General features: G+C 38.4%; 18 protein-coding genes. 14 read left to right on the top strand and 4 right to left on the bottom strand.

The window, feature by feature from the left end; all coding sequences use genetic code 11:
* Positions 1-212 precede the first annotated feature (212 nt).
* Genes IGJ95_RS10750 through IGJ95_RS10740 form a run of 3 tightly spaced genes read left to right on the top strand, consistent with a single transcriptional unit; the run spans position 213 to position 4,157 of the window.
* Positions 213-1,280 (top strand): DUF871 domain-containing protein, encoded by a 1,068-nt coding sequence (locus IGJ95_RS10750; RefSeq protein WP_023520119.1) that lies wholly within the window; start codon positions 213-215, stop codon positions 1,278-1,280.
* Positions 1,277-2,170: an N-acetylmuramic acid 6-phosphate etherase gene (gene murQ / locus IGJ95_RS10745; RefSeq protein WP_023520118.1), complete on the top strand. Its 894-nt coding sequence runs from the start codon at positions 1,277-1,279 to the stop codon at positions 2,168-2,170. Before IGJ95_RS10750 ends, murQ begins: the two co-directional genes overlap by 4 nt.
* Positions 2,171-2,183: 13 nt before the next feature.
* A complete protein-coding gene (locus IGJ95_RS10740) occupies positions 2,184-4,157 on the top strand; it encodes a glucose PTS transporter subunit IIA (protein ID WP_077151084.1) in 1,974 nt (657 codons plus the stop codon).
* Between the two features lie 36 nt (positions 4,158-4,193).
* Here the strand turns inward: IGJ95_RS10740 and nrdI are convergent, their stop codons facing one another.
* Entirely contained in the window at positions 4,194-4,643 is a 450-nt protein-coding gene (gene nrdI / locus IGJ95_RS10735; RefSeq protein ID WP_010734744.1) for a class Ib ribonucleoside-diphosphate reductase assembly flavoprotein NrdI, read from the bottom strand.
* Positions 4,644-4,851: 208 nt separating this feature from the next.
* Between nrdI and IGJ95_RS10730 the strand changes: the two genes are divergently transcribed.
* The 6 genes from IGJ95_RS10730 to IGJ95_RS10705 all read left to right on the top strand — a co-directional run bounded on the left by IGJ95_RS10730 (position 4,852) and on the right by IGJ95_RS10705 (position 11,790).
* The gene (locus IGJ95_RS10730; protein ID WP_023520116.1) at positions 4,852-6,276 is read left to right on the top strand and encodes a basic amino acid/polyamine antiporter; all 1,425 of its coding nucleotides are present in this window, start codon (positions 4,852-4,854) and stop codon (positions 6,274-6,276) included.
* Positions 6,277-6,620: 344 nt separating this feature from the next.
* Entirely contained in the window at positions 6,621-7,412 is a 792-nt protein-coding gene (locus IGJ95_RS10725; RefSeq protein WP_062804833.1) for a TraX family protein, read from the top strand.
* Positions 7,413-7,823: 411 nt separating this feature from the next.
* A complete protein-coding gene (locus IGJ95_RS10720; RefSeq protein ID WP_438761850.1) occupies positions 7,824-8,510 on the top strand; it encodes a DUF969 domain-containing protein in 687 nt (228 codons plus the stop codon).
* 10 nt (positions 8,511-8,520) lie between these two features.
* The gene (locus tag IGJ95_RS10715) at positions 8,521-9,465 is read left to right on the top strand and encodes a DUF979 domain-containing protein (RefSeq protein WP_062806222.1); all 945 of its coding nucleotides are present in this window, start codon (positions 8,521-8,523) and stop codon (positions 9,463-9,465) included.
* Between the two features lie 249 nt (positions 9,466-9,714).
* Positions 9,715-10,359 (top strand): pyroglutamyl-peptidase I, encoded by a 645-nt coding sequence (gene pcp / locus IGJ95_RS10710; protein ID WP_010734749.1) that lies wholly within the window; start codon positions 9,715-9,717, stop codon positions 10,357-10,359.
* A 165-nt stretch (positions 10,360-10,524) separates the two neighbouring features.
* Positions 10,525-11,790 (top strand): hypothetical protein, encoded by a 1,266-nt coding sequence (locus IGJ95_RS10705; protein WP_062804834.1) that lies wholly within the window; start codon positions 10,525-10,527, stop codon positions 11,788-11,790.
* A 148-nt stretch (positions 11,791-11,938) separates the two neighbouring features.
* Here IGJ95_RS10705 and pnuC read toward each other — a convergent pair whose 3' ends face one another.
* On the bottom strand, positions 11,939-12,685 hold the full coding sequence (gene pnuC, locus IGJ95_RS10700; RefSeq protein WP_438761848.1) for a nicotinamide riboside transporter PnuC: 747 nt from the start codon (positions 12,683-12,685) through the stop codon (positions 11,939-11,941).
* Between the two features lie 277 nt (positions 12,686-12,962).
* Between pnuC and gloA2 the strand changes: the two genes are divergently transcribed.
* The 5 genes from gloA2 (at position 12,963) to IGJ95_RS10675 (ending at position 16,897) form a co-directional block, all read left to right on the top strand.
* Positions 12,963-13,343: an SMU1112c/YaeR family gloxylase I-like metalloprotein gene (gene gloA2 / locus IGJ95_RS10695; protein ID WP_010734753.1), complete on the top strand. Its 381-nt coding sequence runs from the start codon at positions 12,963-12,965 to the stop codon at positions 13,341-13,343.
* A gap of 91 nt (positions 13,344-13,434) precedes the next feature.
* The gene (locus IGJ95_RS10690; protein ID WP_438761846.1) at positions 13,435-13,944 is read left to right on the top strand and encodes a hypothetical protein; all 510 of its coding nucleotides are present in this window, start codon (positions 13,435-13,437) and stop codon (positions 13,942-13,944) included.
* Positions 13,945-14,024: 80 nt separating this feature from the next.
* Positions 14,025-14,204, top strand: a complete 180-nt coding sequence (locus IGJ95_RS10685) for a hypothetical protein (RefSeq protein WP_010734755.1) — start codon at positions 14,025-14,027, stop codon at positions 14,202-14,204.
* Positions 14,205-14,257: 53 nt separating this feature from the next.
* Complete coding sequence (locus IGJ95_RS10680; protein WP_023520112.1) at positions 14,258-14,824, top strand: GNAT family N-acetyltransferase; 567 nt, start codon at positions 14,258-14,260, stop codon at positions 14,822-14,824.
* Between the two features lie 285 nt (positions 14,825-15,109).
* The gene (locus tag IGJ95_RS10675) at positions 15,110-16,897 is read left to right on the top strand and encodes a hypothetical protein (protein WP_438761844.1); all 1,788 of its coding nucleotides are present in this window, start codon (positions 15,110-15,112) and stop codon (positions 16,895-16,897) included.
* Positions 16,898-17,071: 174 nt separating this feature from the next.
* Here the strand turns inward: IGJ95_RS10675 and IGJ95_RS10670 are convergent, their stop codons facing one another.
* Both IGJ95_RS10670 and IGJ95_RS10665 read right to left on the bottom strand, forming a co-directional pair.
* Complete coding sequence (locus tag IGJ95_RS10670; protein ID WP_010734759.1) at positions 17,072-17,587, bottom strand: LURP-one-related/scramblase family protein; 516 nt, start codon at positions 17,585-17,587, stop codon at positions 17,072-17,074.
* A gap of 26 nt (positions 17,588-17,613) precedes the next feature.
* Positions 17,614-18,483 carry a Cof-type HAD-IIB family hydrolase gene (locus IGJ95_RS10665; protein WP_023520110.1) on the bottom strand — a complete coding sequence of 290 codons (870 nt, stop codon included), beginning with the start codon at positions 18,481-18,483 and terminating at the stop codon, positions 17,614-17,616.
* Between the last annotated feature and the right edge of the window lie 24 nt (positions 18,484-18,507).

Genomic DNA, 18,507 nt, shown 5'->3' with positions numbered 1-18,507 from the left:
TGATCAACTGAATAATCTATAAAAGCCGAAAATAGGTTGGACTATTTTCGGCTTTTTTGGATTAGTTGCTTAGATGAATTCATTGATTCGTTTTTTTTTACACTATCAAGAAATGAAATTTAATATATTTTATATTTATGTTGAAAAATTATTTCATACGAAGTATAATCAATTTATAAATGAATGCGGATACATGGTAAGGGGGAGAGTACATGTTTGGTTTTTCTGTATTTATGAATCAAGAGTTGTCCGAAGAAACGAAAACGTATATCCATGAAATGGCAGAGAAGGGATTTATTGGTATCTTTACATCCATGCATATTCCAGAAGATGATCCTTCAGCTTATAAAAGGCGTTTGACTGAACTTGGCCAAGAAGCAAAAGCAACCGGATTAGAGTTGATGGTAGATATATCGGGTAAGGCATTAGAGTTGGCAGGGTTCTCCTTAGAAAATCTTGAGCCATTAAAAGAGATTGGTGTGACAGGTCTGCGGATGGATTATCACCTGTCGAACCAACAGATTGCGAAGTGGTCTCATCAATTGAAAATCAGTTTGAATGCAAGCACGATCACTGAACAAGATGTGCAAGAATTAAAAGAAGCAGGTGCTGATTTTACTCAGATGGAAGCTTGGCACAATTATTATCCGCGCCCAGAAACAGGGTTAGACAAATCGTGGTACCAAAGAAAAAATCAATGGTTAGCAGAACAAGGATTTACGATTCAAGGATTTGTACCAGGAGATGAAGTGTTGAGAGGGCCTTTATACAAAGGACTTCCAACATTGGAAGAACATCGTTACCAACATCCTTTGGCAGCAGCGCTAGACTTAGCTTCATGTGGAACGGATCTGATCTATATTGGTGACGGTGGGCTATCGCTGACCACGCAGGAACAATTTTCGTATTATAAAGAAACAGGTGGTATCTTATTGCATGTGACATTGTTGGACCCAACATTTGGTCCAATCATTTTAGGTACACATACGAATCGACAAGATGAAGCTAAAGCTGTGGTACGTAGTGCAGATGCACGATTTAGAGAAATCCCTCCTATTCCTGCTCGACTAACAGATGAACGGAAAACAGGTACGGTCACGTTAGATAATGAAGCGTATCTTCGCTATATGGGTGAAATCCAACTAATGAAAGAAGATTTACCAGCAGATGAAAAAGTCAATTGTGTGGCACGAGTGATCTCGGCTGATTTGCCATTGATCCAACAAATCCATGCAGGAATGATTTATAAATTTAAATGTAAAGAAGGAATTGAGAAATGACGATCGATTTAGATAAATTAACAACGGAACGTAGAAATCAAAAGACATTTGGTTTGGATGAGATGAGTGTTTCTGAAGCCGCTCGCTTGATGAATCAAGAAGATCATGAAGTGGCGGCAGCTATCGCAAAAGAACTACCAAGTATTGAACCAGTGATTGAAGCCGCGATTGTTTCTTTCAAAAAAAATGGACGCTTGATCTACATGGGCGCTGGCACAAGTGGACGATTGGGTGTACTGGATGCAGCCGAGTGTGTTCCTACATTTGGTGTAGAGCCTGAAATGGTCGTTGGTTTGATTGCAGGTGGTGAAGCGGCTATGACTGTCGCAGTTGAAGGTGCAGAGGATTCACTTGAGTTAGGGAAAGAAGATTTGATCCAGTTGAACTTGACGGAAAATGATTTGGTCGTAGGTATCGCGGCTAGCGGTCGCACGCCTTATGTGATTGGTGGCTTAGACTATGCTCGTTCAATCGGCGCAAAGACGGCCACGATTTCTTGTAATAAAGAAGCTGAAATCAGTCAACATGCTGATTTTCCTATTGAGGTAGATGCCGGACCAGAATTTTTAACAGGTTCGACACGTTTAAAATCTGGAACTGCACAGAAATTGATTTTAAATATGATTTCTACAATCAGTATGATCGGTATCGGAAAAGTATTCAATAATCTAATGGTCGATGTCAAGCCAACAAATGACAAATTAGTCGAACGTTCAAAGCGAATCATCATGGAAGCAACAGAAGTGGATTATGAAACAGCAGAAAAATACTTTTATGAAGCGGAACAAAATGTTAAACTAGCGATCGTTATGTTATTGACGAATAGTGACAAAGAGACAGCAAAAAGAAAACTAGCTGAGGCAGACGGCTTTGTAAAACGAACGTTGTAAGGGGGAAAAGGAAATGGCAAAAAATGAATTGACTTTGACAGAACTGGCAAAACAAATTTATGCTGGGGCTGGTGGCATGGGCAACGTAGACAGCGTTGTCCATTGCATGACACGGGTTCGGATGAAGGTCATTGATGAATCGTTGGTCGACGTAGCGAAATTGAAAGCGATACCGGGCGTGTTAGGGGTAGTTGAGGACGAACAGTTACAAGTCATCATCGGACCAGGGAAAGTAAACAAAGTCGCACAAGAAATGGTTGACCAAGCAGGAGTCAAACTAGGTGAAAAAATTCCTGGAAACCCTAATGTTACAACTGGTTTATCAGGGAAAGACAAGGTCAACGAACGTGCCCAAGAGATGAAGAACGTACAAAAATCAAAACAAAAACCGTCAAAAATCAAATCTATTTTAAAAGATATCTCGAATATATTTGTCCCAATGATTCCAGCTTTTGTTGGTACAGGGATCGTTGCAGGGATTGCCGCAGTATTGACAAACCTTGTGACAGCCGGAACCATCGATGGCGCATCATGGCAACAGTACATCGACATCATGAACATTCTTAAAAATGGGATGTTTAGTTATCTTGTCATCTATACTGGGATCAATGCCGCTCAAGTATTTGGCGCAACGCCAACACTTGGTGGAGTAATCGGTGCGGTTGTCATGTTGACAGGGATGAATCCAGAAGCTCCTTTGACGAACCTGTTTACTGGAACCCCACTTGCTGCCGGACAAGGTGGGATCATCGGAGTGATCTTTGCGGTCTGGTTGCTTTCGATCGTTGAAAAGAAATTACACAAAATCGTTCCTGATGCAGTAGACATCATTGTGACACCAACACTTTCATTGATTGTCATCGGGCTGATCGAGATTTTCTTGATCATGCCATTAGCTGGTTTTATCTCAGATGGTATGGTAGGAGGGATCAATTGGGTACTTAGTGTGGGTGGTGCCTTCTCAGGATTTGTATTAGGTACATTATTCTTACCGATGGTCATGTTTGGTTTGCATCAAATATTGACTCCGATCCATGTGCAAATGATCGATGAAACAGGACGTACATTATTATTGCCTATTTTAGCAATGGCAGGAGCTGGACAAGTTGGTGCTGCGCTTGCTTTATGGGTACGTTGTAAGAAAGACAAAGAATTGACTGAAATGATCAAAGGTGCGTTACCTGTAGGGATTTTAGGGATTGGTGAACCATTGATCTATGGGGTAACATTGCCTTTAGGTCGTCCATTCATTACTGCTTGTATTGGAGGCGGTATCGGTGGTGCGGTGATTGGCTTGATCGGGAATATTGGTGCCATTGCTATTGGACCTTCTGGCGCAGCGCTGATTCCTTTGATTTCAGATGGCAAATGGTTTGGCTACGTCCTTGGATTATTAGCTGCTTATGCGGGCGGATTCTTAGCTACTTTCTTTTTCGGGATTCCTAAAGAAGAATTAGCGAAAGAAGAATTAGCAGAAGAAGCACCTGTTTATACAGCATCAAGTACTGACTCAACAAATCAAACACAAGCCGTTCAATTATGTGCAGTAGCAGATGGTACAGTGCAATCAATCGAACAAGCGAGTGATCCTGTATTTGCTCAAAAGATGATGGGAGAAGGGTATTTTGTTGAACCAACGAATGGTCATATCTATGCGCCAACTTCTGGGATCATCAGCTCTATTTTCCCAACGAAGCATGCCATCGGATTAACAACAGCTGATGGGTTAGAGCTATTAATCCACATGGGAGTCAATACTGTGGAACTAGGTGGGACGCCATTTGATATAAAAGTGAGTGAAGGACAAGCTGTCACAAAAGATACGATGATAGCGGACGTGGATCTAGCTGCGATCAAAGAGGCAGGAAAAGAAACCGCTATGATGGTTCTCCTGACAAATATGGAACATGTCCTAACGTTTGTTTTAACACATACAGGTGAAGTAACAGCAAAAACACCCGTGATGGATGTGGAAAGTGTAAAATAATAAAAAGCGCAAAATCCTTTGATTTTGCGCTTTTTATTAAGCTCTATATCGTTGAACTAAGGCATGGTAGATTCTTTCAACATCTATTGGTGTACCACGTAATTCATAATCTTCTATCATAGGAAAGCCGAATTGTTCAGCATATTGTTTCGCTGTCAAACAATATTGATAGTTAAAATTTTTATTTCCGCTACCGACAACACCAAGACAAAGCGCATGATTTTCTTGATATTCCAAGTATTCTCGCATGGTTTCTGTCAAAATCTCTTGGTCACCACTGTCAATGCCATTGCCTCCTTCTAGATAGGTTGGCACAAACACAAAGAAAGGTTTAGTTTCTTTTTCAAAGTCGCTATTTTCATGGATCTCTTTCAGGTGGACTAAGGGAAGTGAAGCATCTTTTTCATGTTGTTCCACAGCAAATGCTGCTAATTTTTTGACGAATCCTCGGGTGTTACCAGAAATTGAGATATATAAGATATTCATGATATCGTCCTCCAATCATTCTTATCCAGTATAGCATTTTTTTGTTTTTTGGGTAGATAAGAAGAGGAAGAGAAGCGGTCGCTTTCCTTGTATAATTAGAAAAAAATAGTTACAATTAAATTTCAATTAGAATTTTTTAGAAAAAAATAAATGAAACGAAGTTTTGCTATACTTTGCATAAAAGCGGTTTATTTTGGAGGATGCGTACATGGACACAGAGCAACAGAAAAAAGGTATTGGATTGATCCCACTAGCGGCCTTAGTGATTGGGTCAGCGATTGGAGGTGGCGTTTTCGGTATTATGACCGACATCTCAGGATCGGCTGGTGGCCCAGCATTGTTCAGCTGGGTATTAGTTGGGACGTCCATGATGATGCTCTCTTTGTCAATCAATAATATCAATAAGAAACGTCCAGAATTAGAAGGTGGTATTTTTAGCTATGCCGAAGCTGGCTTTGGTCGATTTTCGGGATTCATCAGTGGGTGGGGCTATTGGCTGACCTGCTGGTTAGGAAACGTGGCATTTGCTACGCTATTGATGAGTGCGTTGGGCTATTTCTTTCCAGTATTCGATGGGGGGCAAAATGTCGCCTCGGTCATCGTCAGTACTATATTTTTGTGGGGATATGCTTGGCTCGTCAATCGAGGAGTCGAAAATGCCAGTTACGTCAATGCAATCGTGACAATTTGTAAATTAGTTCCGCTATTTTTATTTATCATTGTTGCTATCAGCACGTTCTCATTGCAACAATTCATCAATAATTTTTCAAGTGATATCATCTTGAATGCCAATGGACAGCCGATTCCTTTCTCAAGTCAAATCCTAAGTTGTATCATGGTGATGCTTTGGGTATTTGTTGGAATTGAAGGTGCATCTGTGGTTGGTTCACGAGCAAAGAAAAAATCAGATGTCGGAAAAGCCACGATTTTAGGAATTTTTGGATTGATCGTGATCTATGTTTTAGTTTCGATGTTGCCTTACGGTACAATGACGATGGAAGAACTCCAAACAATCCAAACGCAACCAGCAATGGGCTATGTGTTTGAGATGATGGTTGGTAAATGGGGAGCTGTCGTGATCAATGGTGGACTGATCATTTCCTTGGTCGGTGTATGGTTATCTTGGACGATTTTACCCATTGAAACGATGCGCAATATGGCGGATGACGGCTTATTGCCAGCGCGTTGGGGAAAAGTCAATAAAAAGGGCGCACCGACATATGCGATCGTATTAACGACTTTATGTACAAATGTCTTTTTGCTTTCGCTACTGTTTACAGATAGTGCCTATAACTTTGCTTATACCCTCGGAACAGCAGCGATCTTCTTTACGTGGTTATTCTTAGGATTGTATCAAATGAAACTATCTTATCAAAGAAAAGAATGGGTCCAGTTCTTGGTTGGCTCATTAGCAAGTGCTTTTCAAATTTGGGCAATGCTATTTGTCGCTTTCAATGAAGTGATGCTCGTTCTTGTATTATTTTTACCAGGTATCTTATTTTATCTCAAAGCAAGAAAAGAAAAACAGCAAGCTGTTCCACAGACAAAACTTGATTATTTATTGCTTTCGTTAGTATCGATTTTTGGAGTAGTGGCATTGGCATTATTTGCAACTGGAGTATTGCATTTATAAAACGCACAAAAGTTGAAACCCATTCTTTTGTATCACTCAAAAAGCATCTAAGAGATCGACCCGATTCAGGTTATTTCTTAGGTGTTTTTTCATGCTGCCTATTCTCTGATTGTTTAGTAAAAACGATACGTGACTTTCTCACAACGTTTTTCCGCGATTGTTCATTTAATTTCAGTGAAGAGGAATGGTTACGTTGTCACATTTTGATACATTGAGGCAGATTTTGTTTTAATGATGATCCAAACAAACAATTTTGTAAGAGAAAAAGTTGAGAGAAAGATGGTCGAAATAGGTAGTGATTGCCTATACTTATTCCTTGAGGCATAAAAAAATGGAGGGAATATATGAGAGTGAAAGGGTTGACGAGCTATCAATTGAAATGGATAGCAATTGTTTTTATGGTCGTTGATCATATCAACAGTTATTTCGGGATGCAATTAGGGTTACCAAGTTGGGTCTCGTGGTTGGGACGTTTTGTTGCGCCATTATTTGTATTTTTATTAGTTGAAGGTTTCAAGTATACGCATAGTAAATATCAGTATGCGAAACGATTAGGAATAGCTGCATTCGTAGTAGCGATTGGAAATATCATCTATCATTTATTAACAGGAAATTACATCAGTGAATATAATCATCAGCCAAACTATTATTTATTTTTAGGTCCACATAATATCTTTTTGACATTATTTTTGCTGTTTTGCTTGATGTGGCTTCTTTCTATAATAAAAGGAAAAACACTTTGGAGAAAAGGAATGCTCGTAGCAGTAGCACTTTTATTGGTCATGATCACGATTGCTTTTTCAGAAGGTGGTCTGTATTTAGTTCCAATGTTGTTGCTGATGTATTTCTTCCGCGAGAAAAAAGAACGAGGGAAATTGGTTCTAGGTATTTTTGTGTATACGCTGATTTTATTTTGTCTAGCAATTTTATCCTACACACAAATGCCTGATTATCAATCATTGTATCAATTTTTAACGTTTGATAATGAATTTATGATGGTCACCGTCATCCCATTTATCATTCTTTATAATGGAAAACTAGGTGGAACCGGACGCGCATTCGACAAATACTTTTTTTACTTGTTTTATCCGTTACATCTATGGATCATTTATTTGATTTTTTCTTTTATTCATTAAGAAACAAATGAGGCGAGGTCTGGACAGAAATGTTCAGCCTCAAGAAATAAGGCACCATCCACAAAAATTGTTCTTCAAATTCTTGTGGATGGCGTCTTGTTTTTTCGAAGAAGTTACTTCTGTTCTTGTCGTTTATTCGGTTTTAAGGGAGAGAGGACTAATGTCTCAGAAACGTCTCATTTGTTTTTATGAGTTGTTTCAAACATTACAGTTTTGATCCCTTAGTTAGATGTAAAGAATGTTATGTAGTTCAAGAAAATCGGCAGTATAAATAAGACTTCAAGTCATTTGTTGTTATGGAATTGACAGAATTTTTTAAATATATTATTTTTTTTGTAAGAATTCTCTATATTTTCAATCAATTTTATTTTATAATGAAAAAATATCATGTAATTTTTAGGAGGAAAACAGATGGAAAATTATCTTAGCCTGTTAGGCGTACTGATTGTTATTCTTGGTTTTGCTTTCAAGTTAGATTCGATCTTGATCGTTATGGTTGCGTTAGTCGTGACCGCATTTACTGGTGGATTAGGACTTGAAGGTATGCTGGAAACTTTAGGTACAAGTTTTGTAAATAACCGAGGAATGGCAATTTTTATTATTATTATGTTAGCAACTGGTACGTTAGAACGCAATGGTCTGAAGGAGTCTGCTGCAACGTTGATCAAACGTTTCAAGAAGGTATCCGCTGGAATGATCATCGATATTTATGGTGTTTTCCGCATGATCTTTGCAGCTTTCAATGTCAGTTTTGGTGGGGTGGCCGGCTTTGTACGTCCAATCATCATGCCAATGGCGTTAGGTACCGTTGAATCAAAAGGATTAACCGTCAATCCCGAACATGAAGAGGAATTAAAAGGAATGTCTTCAGCGATGGAAAATATTTGTTGGTTCTTTGGTCAAGTATTATTTATCGGTGGGGCCGGTGCTTTGTTAGTACAATCCACATTAAAAGACTTAGGCTACGAGGTAACTCTTGGTCAGTTGGCACTGGTGCAAATACCAGTCGCAATCACAGCTTTAGTCGTAGCGAGTGTCTATTTTTATCTAAAAGAAAAGAAATTAGCGAAGAAATACTATTCAGGAAAGGAGGAATAAGATGGATTTTTTGAACTTTTTTTCAAATTCTGAAATATTGTTAAGTGAAAAATTATTGGAAATCTTATATATCTTGATGGGACTAGTCTTGATCTATACGGGCCTTCGTAATGCCTTTGATAAAAGTAATCCTCATCGATTTGGTTCTGCCTTTTTCTGGACAGTTTTAGGAGTCGTGATTGCTGCTGGACGTTGGATATCTCCAACTTACAACGGAATCTTGATTTTCGCGATGACGATCCCAGCAATCACCAAAAGAGTGAGTAAAGGTGCAAGTCGTTTGCCATCAAAAGAATACATGGAAAAAATGTCAGATAAATTAGGGATGAAAATCTTTATTCCGGCATTGAGTATTGGGATCTTTGCCATTTTATTCGCACTATTCACTGATTTAGGTGCTTTAGTCGGTGTAGGTGTTGGGGTATTTGTAGCGATGTTGATCTTGATGTTCTTTTCAAGAGATAATCGACCAACGACTTTCTTGGATGATGCTTCAGACATGTTAGGTACAGTCGGTCCTTTAAGTATGTTACCGATGCTCTTAGCTTCATTGGGTGCGGTCTTCACGAGTGCAGGTGTTGGTACCGTGATTTCTAGTGCAGTCGGTACGATCGTTCCAGAAGGAAATGTCAATATTGGTATCATCATCTATGCGCTAGGAATGGTTCTATTTACAGTGATCATGGGGAATGCTTTTGCGGCAATCACCGTCATGACAGTCGGAATCGGTGCGCCTTTTGTCTTTAGTCAAGGGGCTAATCCAGCATTGATCGGTATGGTCGCGTTGACATGCGGTTTCTGTGGAACGTTGTTGACACCGATGGCTGCTAACTTTAACGTAGTACCAGTGGCGATGTTAGAAATGAAAGATAAATACGGCGTGATCAAGAATCAACTATTTGTTGCTGTATTCATGCTGGTTTTCCAAATCATCTATATGATTTTATTTAAATAGTATCTTGAGCGAAAAAGAATCAATGATTTCCATAAAATATGGAGAAGATTGATTCTTTTTCTGAACAGCTAAGCATTTCATTATTGACTGTTTTTTGTTAAAATAGATAGATACTGAGTCCTTCTAATAGGAATGACTTACTGAAAGTACTAAATACACGAGTGAGAAACAATCAAATTTTAATGTTTAGTTAAATCTTTGAAGGATGAATTGAGCGCATCATTTTATAGAATAATGGAGGAATGAAAAATGAAAGTACTCGTAACTGGTTTTGATCCATTTGGTGGAGATAAAGTAAATCCTGCCTATGAAGCAGTCAAAAAAATGCCGTCTGAGATTGCCGGTGCAGAAATCATCAAATTAGAAGTTCCCACTGTTTTTGGTAAAAGTGGTCAAGTCGTAAAAGAAGCAATCCAAGAACATCAACCTGAAATCGTGATTTGTGTTGGTCAAGCGGGTGGACGTTCAGCGATTTCTTTTGAACGCGTAGCAATCAATCTAGCTGAAGCACGTATTGCAGATAATGAAGGTAACCAGCCATTTGATACGCCGTTAGAAGCAGACGGCCCAGCTGCTTACTTTACTTCATTACCAATCAAAGCAATGACAAAAAATGTCCATGAACATGGTTTACCAGCCTATATTTCTTATACAGCTGGTACGTTTGTTTGCAACGACATCATGTATCGATTGTTACACTTGATCGAAACAGAGTTCCCAACGATTCGTGGAGGCTTTATCCATGTACCATTCTCACCAGATCAAGTCATCGATCGCCCTGTAGGGACACCGGCAATGTCACTTGATGATATTGCGGCTTCATTGACTTATGCGGTAGAAGCAGCAGTCAACAACAAAGAAGATATTTCAGGTAACGCAGGAACAACTCACTGATAGTTAGCTGAAGCGCAGCAAGTGCAAGACACTCCTGTCACAACCTCAGCTTCACGTATGAAAAAAGCGAAAAGTCGAAAATAGCTCACATTATTTTCGGCTTTTTTGTTGCTCTTTGAATGTATTTATTTTTACTCTCTTAATTTAGAAAGGCAGGTGAAAGGTATGAATGAAAGTTGGCAAGCAATTTTTGACGAATGGTTCCCAAAAGAAATCAAGCAACGCTACCCAATAAAAATCTCCAAACAATATACAAGTAGCCAACGATGGGAAATCTATGAACGATTGACGAAACAACAACGAATTGTCATGGATCAACATCGTCGTTATTTGATCCACTCACAGTTTTTGGAAGAAAACTATTTAGTAGCAACGGATTGGATTTTTTCTGACTTTAAGATCAATCCATTTTATCGCACATCACGTAGGCAACAGAAACTTTATTGTGAATGTGGCCGTGAACTGAAAGTCCAATACATCGTTCGTTCCCCTAAAACGGGTAAGGAATTAAAACTAGGGATCAATCATTTTGCAGAACACTTGCACGTTAGTCCAACAGTTGCAGCGTCGATCAATCAGGGAATGACTAAAGTGGATCTAGCGCTGGATGAGATCCTCTGGCTGAAACAACAAAATATTGCCTTTCCTGAACGACTCTGGCAAGAATATTGTCTAATGTTGTATCATAATCGCCGGCTGAAACAACCGATTTTACCAGATAAAAAGCTGACTAAACGACTCACTGAATTTCGTCATGCCCAGTTACCGATTTATCTGGCAGACTATCAAGCAATGGAAAAGTACATCCAACAAGTGAGCTATCAGGCAAAAGAAAAGCCGAAAAAAATCCTTGAGAAAAAATCATTATTTGAGGATTTTTCAGAAGATTTGACTAAAGATGTTGAAGCGTTCTTGACCAATTATCAACTATTTCTTCGAAAAGATTGGTCATCTGTTTCAATGGCTGAGACAAGCCAACCATCTGTCGCTTTTTTTGCAGAGTTTATCGCTAATCTGCGAGAAGGATCGAAGAATGAAGCTGTAGACGTCGATCGATTAGCAAAAGAACAGCGTTTTATCCAACCGCAAATTTATCATTTTGTTTGGCAACAATATCAGCGTTATGGATTTACAACTGGTTTTTTCGATAGTATCCCTCGGGTGATGAGGAATGGTTTTCTAAAGATTTTACGCAAAGAACGTGAAGAAAAACAGCAAGCTATAACAAAAACTGTGACAGAAACTGAATGGCAAGAACTTGCAAAGAAAATCAAAAAACAATCAGTCGCCTCTTTGATCCAAGAATATGAACAAGCAGACTATGTATTTACTTCAGAACAACAGCTTGCATTAAAAAAATTCCAAGAATTGGAATCAGTGATACAAACGATGGATGAAGACATTAGAATGTTGCTCAAGGATTTGATTTAGTTGACTGGAACCGCTGAGAGAATCTTGGTATGACGATACCTAGAAATAAGCGAGAAAAGTCCCATCCTATTTTGGGTGACTTTCTCGCTTTAGTAAGAGGTTTGAAAAACAAACCAATTTCTAGTACAAGTTTATTTATTGTTTTCCATCAAGAAACATGGTGCGAAAAATATTCTGCTTCCATGCGCTGCATGCGCGCTCTTTCTTTTTTGTTGTACCAAGGAGAGACAGTAAAGGCTAATAAGTCATTGATCAAGTAAACAGAGCTATTGATAAACATAGCTAAACTAGCAGACCCATGGGTATAGGAAACATACCATAAGACCATTTGTGCAAGACCAGAAGCAAGCCACCAATAATACTGATTGTTGTAGCGAAGGAAGCTAATGATGCCGGCAGAAAGACTGATCGAAAAAGCAATGGCATCGATCCAAGGACGAGGGTCGTCTGTATACGTACCAATCAAATAACTTGAAATCAAGTAAACGAAAACAGTCCCGGTTAATGCAATCAACCAACTTTTTCCACTAAATTCTCGAATTTTAGAAGCCATATTATGATTCCATTCTTTACTTAATAAAACTGGGATATCCAATGTGACCATATAAGCAATTTGTTCGCCGATACTTAAATAGTTTTTGGCAGAAAAGCCAACGACGATAAAACAAATAGCAGAGAGAATTCCTAGAATACCGTTGACTGATTTAGCGGCATTGATTGATAAAATACATAACACCCCTAGATTTGTCCCGATAAAGGTAATGATCGATAACCAAGTGATTGGCTGATTCACAAGTGTCATGACTTGGCAACCTAGGCTAAAATAGAATAGATAATAATTTTGTTGAGGCCAACCTTTCAATTGATGAATCAAAAATCTGAAATAATTACTCATAATAAAAAACTCCTTGAAACACAATATATAGTGTCTGTTTATTTTAGAGACACAAATTATTGTATTCCTTTTAAAATTTATTTCTAGTCTTTCATTTTAAAAAAATATATGTTATTATTCGATTTGATTGTTTTCTGAGAAACATTTACTTTCAAACGATGAAAAGTAGGAGGCCATTTGATGTGGTCTCTCTTTTTTTGTGCAGCGGGAGAAAAATCTATGCTATGTCTAAAAGTATTGATAAGATAAAGGAAACAAAAAGATTGGAAGTGTGAGAATGAATTTAACAACCGTTCACCATGTTGCGATCATTGTGTCGGATTACCAAAAGTCACGTGCTTTTTATGTTGATTTGCTAGGTTTTGAAGTTATTCGTGAAAATTATCGAGAAGACCGTGGCGATTATAAGCTAGATTTAAAACTAGGAGATATGGAGCTTGAGATTTTTGGCATCAAAGACGCACCTAAAAGACCGAGCTATCCAGAAGCTTGTGGTTTGAGGCACTTAGCATTCAAAGTGGAACATATCGAAGAAACAGTCGCGGAACTACAAGGATTGGGGATTGAAACTGAACCAGTCCGTATCGATACCTTTACAGGCGAAAAAATGACTTTCTTTTTTGATCCGGACGGATTGCCGTTGGAGTTACACGAATAAAGGTAACAAATTTGTCACTTTTTCTTCCGTTCATTCGATTTTTTTCTTTCCTATTTCTTGTTATTCTAGAAAAAAACGGGGAGAGAGTGGAATGAAAAAAATAATCATTGCAGCATCGATTGCTATCATTGTTAGCTTAGCGGCTTCGTTAGGACTATTGGATGCAAACTTTTCTTTTGATGACATCAGTGACCAAGAATATCAAATCTCATTGCAAAAGGCAGTGTCTATTTTGCGAGATGAGTACCATGAAGAGAAAGTCAGTCGTATCCAGTTCAACCAATTAGACGAAGAACAAAGTAATAAAAAGATGTATGAATATATTTTTTATACTCCCAATCGAGTGATCACAGTGAATCCAATCTCAGGAAAGACGATGGTTGTTGATGAAAGCCGAAACGAACCAGGGCAATACTTTCACTTGAAAACGATCCATCAAGTGAAACATCCACAGGCAGCAATGAAAGAAGCAGTCCATAAAGTCGGAAAACATCACGGGAAAGCAAAAAGTTGGGAAATCACGACAAAAAGTGGTCAATTGTATTATTCTGTAGCCGTCGATGGAACGAATCATGTAGAAGATGTATTGATCAGTGCTTGAAAGAGAAGTGGTTTCACTTCTCTTTTTTTATAGATAAGAGTAATCTAAAAGTGTAAAACAAAGAAGGGATTGAGGGAATCATGCAAAAAATGGTTTGTCCAAACTGTGGAAAAAAATTCACTTATGAAGAAGTAAATCATATCGTCGAACACGTAAAAAAAGAGATGCCGATTGTTTGCCCCTACTGTCGTTTTGAAGCAAAAACAATCGTTTCGAATGGTTATTTCGTGACACAAAAAATTGAAGATTATTTGAATTAGCTGTTTTGCTCTGAGATTTCATTATGGTAAAATGAAAAAAAGGAGTGTCAGAAATGATTCGTAATGCAAAAAAAGAAGATGCGGCAGCTATCGCTCCGCTTATTTTAGTTATATTGAAAGATATGGACTTACCGTTTCTTTTAAAGTACGGTGAAGAAAAAACATTAGAAGTATTGGAAGAAGCCATTACAGACCCAGACTATCGTTACAGCTATACAAGAGGGATCGTTGATGAGCGAGAAGGCAAGGTAGCAGGAATCGTTTACGGTTATACAGACGAAGAAGAACCAATCATCGACCAGCCGTTAGAAAAAATCTTACAAAAGCATGGCATTTATGAGCAAGTAAAAATGTTTACGGATAGAGAAACATTCCCTGATGAATGGTATTTAGATTCTATCTGTGTTTCAGAAGAATTTAGAGGACAAGGAATCGGTTCCTCTTTGTTAGAAGCATTGCCACCAATTGTCAAAAAACAAAACCGCGATGTCATTGGACTAAGTTGCGATAAGCAAAACCCGCAAGCTAGAAAATTGTACGAGCGCCATGGGTTCAAAGTAATCGGGGAACGAACGATTAGTGGACATCTGTATGATCATATGCAAAAGAAAATCGTCTAGTGAGTTTTTATTGCTCAATCAAGCTTACCAGATTAACAAAATGCAGGCATACCTGAAAAGGTGTGTCTTTTTTTATTAATAAAAAAGTGAGGAATATCACATAATTCAAAAATAATTGTGAAAGTATATAAATACTATACGTTATGTTAAATGAAGAATGTATGAAATTAATGTAATTTTTCTATATAATTTCAGAAAAATATGTATTTTATCGATTTTTAGGAATATAATTACGAATGTTTTTATGTTATGAAATTTTATATATTGATGAAAAGAGATGAAAAAATGTTCAAAAATAAAGTTGTGAATCTTTCCCTAATGTCTGTTTTGCTTCTCCATTTATTTTTTCCAATCCAAGTAATTGCTGAGACATTTCTTCCACAAGATCCAGGAAGTGTTTATGATGATTTGACTGGTGATTATGGGGTATTAGGGATTGCTTCTCAGTTCCATGTGTTCGCAAAAGAAAAAACGACCATCAATGCGCATACAGAGGGGAATGTAGCAACGAGTGTTTTATCAGCAACGAATAACTTCGGTACATCGATCAGTACAGGGGATTTAAATAAAGAGATCAATTATGCACAATCCGTTGAGACAATCATTAGCTCAGCAGAAACTGCGGCTTCTGTTAAACGATCGAATAAATTTATTGTGGGACCAAACAATGTGATCACGACGGAAAACGATAAAATAATTGTCAATGGAACAAGATTGGATCATTTATCAGTGGATGAGTTCTATCAAGATCGAGAAGATGCTCAATATATTGATTTCAACAAAGAGTTTGAAAATTTAATGCTGACATCAAATATGTTGATGTCATTAGATCCATTAAAAACATATACGCCAGATGATTTCCCTGATATGAATAATCGTGTGATTGACTGTACAGATCTGGTTGGGGACCAGCCCTATGTCATCAATGTTGCTGCTTCTGTTCTGGCAAAGAATACCCCCTTACGAATCAACAATCCTGAGGGAAAAGTGCTTATAATCAATGTTGTCGATGCACCGACTAATTTTTCGGTACAATCCCAGATCCAATATAATAAACGTTCCAATCATCAAACAGAAGATTTTTCTGATGCCAATATTTCTTGGAATTTTGGTAATCTAACAGAAAAATTAGAAATCAATGCGCCTTTCCAAGGAACGATTATTGCACCTTGTGCGGATATTACAGTCAATCAAAGTCAAGATGGAACGATCATAGGGAAAAATGTGATCTTGAATGCTACAACAAATCGTTGGGACCCAAATGAAATTTTTGCTGTACCAAATACGCATGATGACACGACAGATACAACAAGTAGCAGTACAGAACCAAGTACGAGTGAAAGCAGTACAGAACCAAGTACGAGTGAAAGCAGTACAGAACCAAGTACGAGTGAAAGCAGTACAGAGCCAAGTACGAGTGAAAGCAGTACAGAGCCAAGTACGAGTGAAAGCAGTACAGAACCAAGTACGAGTGAAAGCAGTACAGAACCAAGTACGAGTGAAAGCAGTACAGAACCAAGTACGAGTGAAAGCAGTACAGAGCCAAGTACGAGTGAAAGCAGTACAGAACCAAGTACGAGTGAAAGCAGTACAGAACCAAGCACAAGTAAAAGCAGTACAGAACCAAGTACGAGCGAAAGCAGTACAGAACCAAGCACAAGTGAAAGCAGTACAGAACCAAGTACGAGTGAAAGCAGTACAGAGCCAAGTACGAGCGAAAGCAGTACCTATCCAGGTAAAAATGGAAAGCAATCAGATACAAGTACCACAACAAGTAGTGCTAGTAGTGTTTCATCAACAAACGAGTCTGACGAGTCTGTTATCAGTGGAGAAGGAACAGTTGAAAGCGATGGATCAGGTACGATGCAAATGAACGATAGACGTGAAAATAAAGTAGCGCTAGCTGTTGAATCAAATACCAATAATGATGATCCTTCGACTAAGAATGTACAATCACAAAATCAACAGCTTTTCCCTCAAACAAATGGGGAAAGAAATAATTTGTGGATCATGGTAGGTGCAGTGCTTATCTATGTAGTGACACTTCTTTTCTATAGAAGAAAACAGGTGTAAAAGAAAAAACGAAGCTGTGACATCGATTGTCTGATCCCTTTAAACCTGAATAAACGGTGTTCCAGAAGTAACTCCTTTAAAAATAAGCCAGAAAACTCCAAAAATTTGAAAGACAATTTTCGGAGTTTTCTGGCTTATTTCTCGGAGCTGGACATTTCTGTCACAACCTTATTTTTAGTTGACATCAAAGCGATAAGAAAGAGGTGTTTCTTTGTCTTTGTTTTTTCGATAGAGCCAGTAATCAAGGACAGCAGCGATACAGATACAGATAGGCGCATTTTCTTCACAAGGGATATCAAGGACATAATAATCACCGGTAAAGAGGGTTGCTTTGTCCATTTCCATGATTGGTTCATTGAAATGCTGGATCTGATAACGATGATTATAGATATCTCCTTGAACAGTCCAATGTAATCGGCGAATATAATAAAAATCTCCTGGCCAATTGAAAATCTTTTGCATCGTACCGACTTTTTCGAAATCTTTATAAAGTTCAAAGCGTGTCCCAAATGTCAGACTGATTTGTTTGATATGAGCGACTAGATCTCCATTCATGGCATAAAGAGATAAAGCATCTCCTTTCGTTCCCCAGCGGCCGACCATCAAAAAAAGTGATTTGCCTTTTTCGTCTTTGACGATTGTCCGGGTCGCACGACTCAGCTGTTTTTCCTGAATGAAAAATTCTGACATATTTGTTCCCCTCTTTCTTCAAACAACTATAGATTTTCGTTGATTGCGCGTAAGATGGCTTTGCCAACACCCGATTCAAGGTTCGTGTCTGTTAAGTATTTAGCGTAATCTTTGACTTCGATCTCTGCATTTCCCATAGCGAAACTAACGCCGGCGGTTTGCAACATGCTGACATCATTGAAATTATCACCGATCGTCATGACTTCATCTAAAGTGATCCCTCGTTCATGAGCGACATGAGCAACTGCGATTCCTTTTTGAGCATTTTTATGGTTGACTTCAAGATTATTTTGACCAGAAGAGGTCACTGCCAGTTCGCCTAAATTACTGATTTCTTTCCCTACAGGGCCTAAAATACGTGGACCTTCAGTATGGAAACAGATGATTTTTAGGACTTCAAGTTTATCATCAAGTAGTAATTCGCGAATGCTGTCAACATAAGTGATGTGTAAGAGTTCAAGATTAGCTGAAGCCATGGCGATCGCCATTTTGTAAGTCAAATGGGGCATATGGGTCGCAATGGAAGAAGCAAAGCTTTCGATTCTTTTTGGTTGGCTTTCCGAATACAATCCTTGGTTTGTCGCTACCTCGTAATAAATACCATTTGCATCTAAAATATCCATAACTGTCATGGCTTGGGGACTTGGAATTGGTACTGTAAAAAGCGACTTACCGGATCTGTCAAAAACTTGCGCGCCATTCAAAGTGATCATCGCACAATCGATTCCTGCTTCATCTAAGGCTGCTCGTGCTTCTTGTGCGTTACGTCCAGTAGCGACCATAAATTCAATACCCAGCTCATTTGCCATGCGGATTGCTTCAGTATTTTCTGTTGAGATACTCATATGTGCATCGAGTAAAGTGCCGTCCATATCAGAGGCAATTAATTTGATCATGTGATTACCGTTCCTTTCCTTTTC

The sequence above is a fragment of the Enterococcus sp. AZ156 genome, from assembly GCF_051714165.1.
In the GTDB taxonomy this organism is placed as follows: Bacteria; Bacillota; Bacilli; order Lactobacillales; family Enterococcaceae; genus Enterococcus_B; species Enterococcus_B pernyi.
The sequence above is the reverse complement of the archived record's forward strand: the minus strand, read 5'-3'. Positions and strand labels throughout refer to the sequence as shown.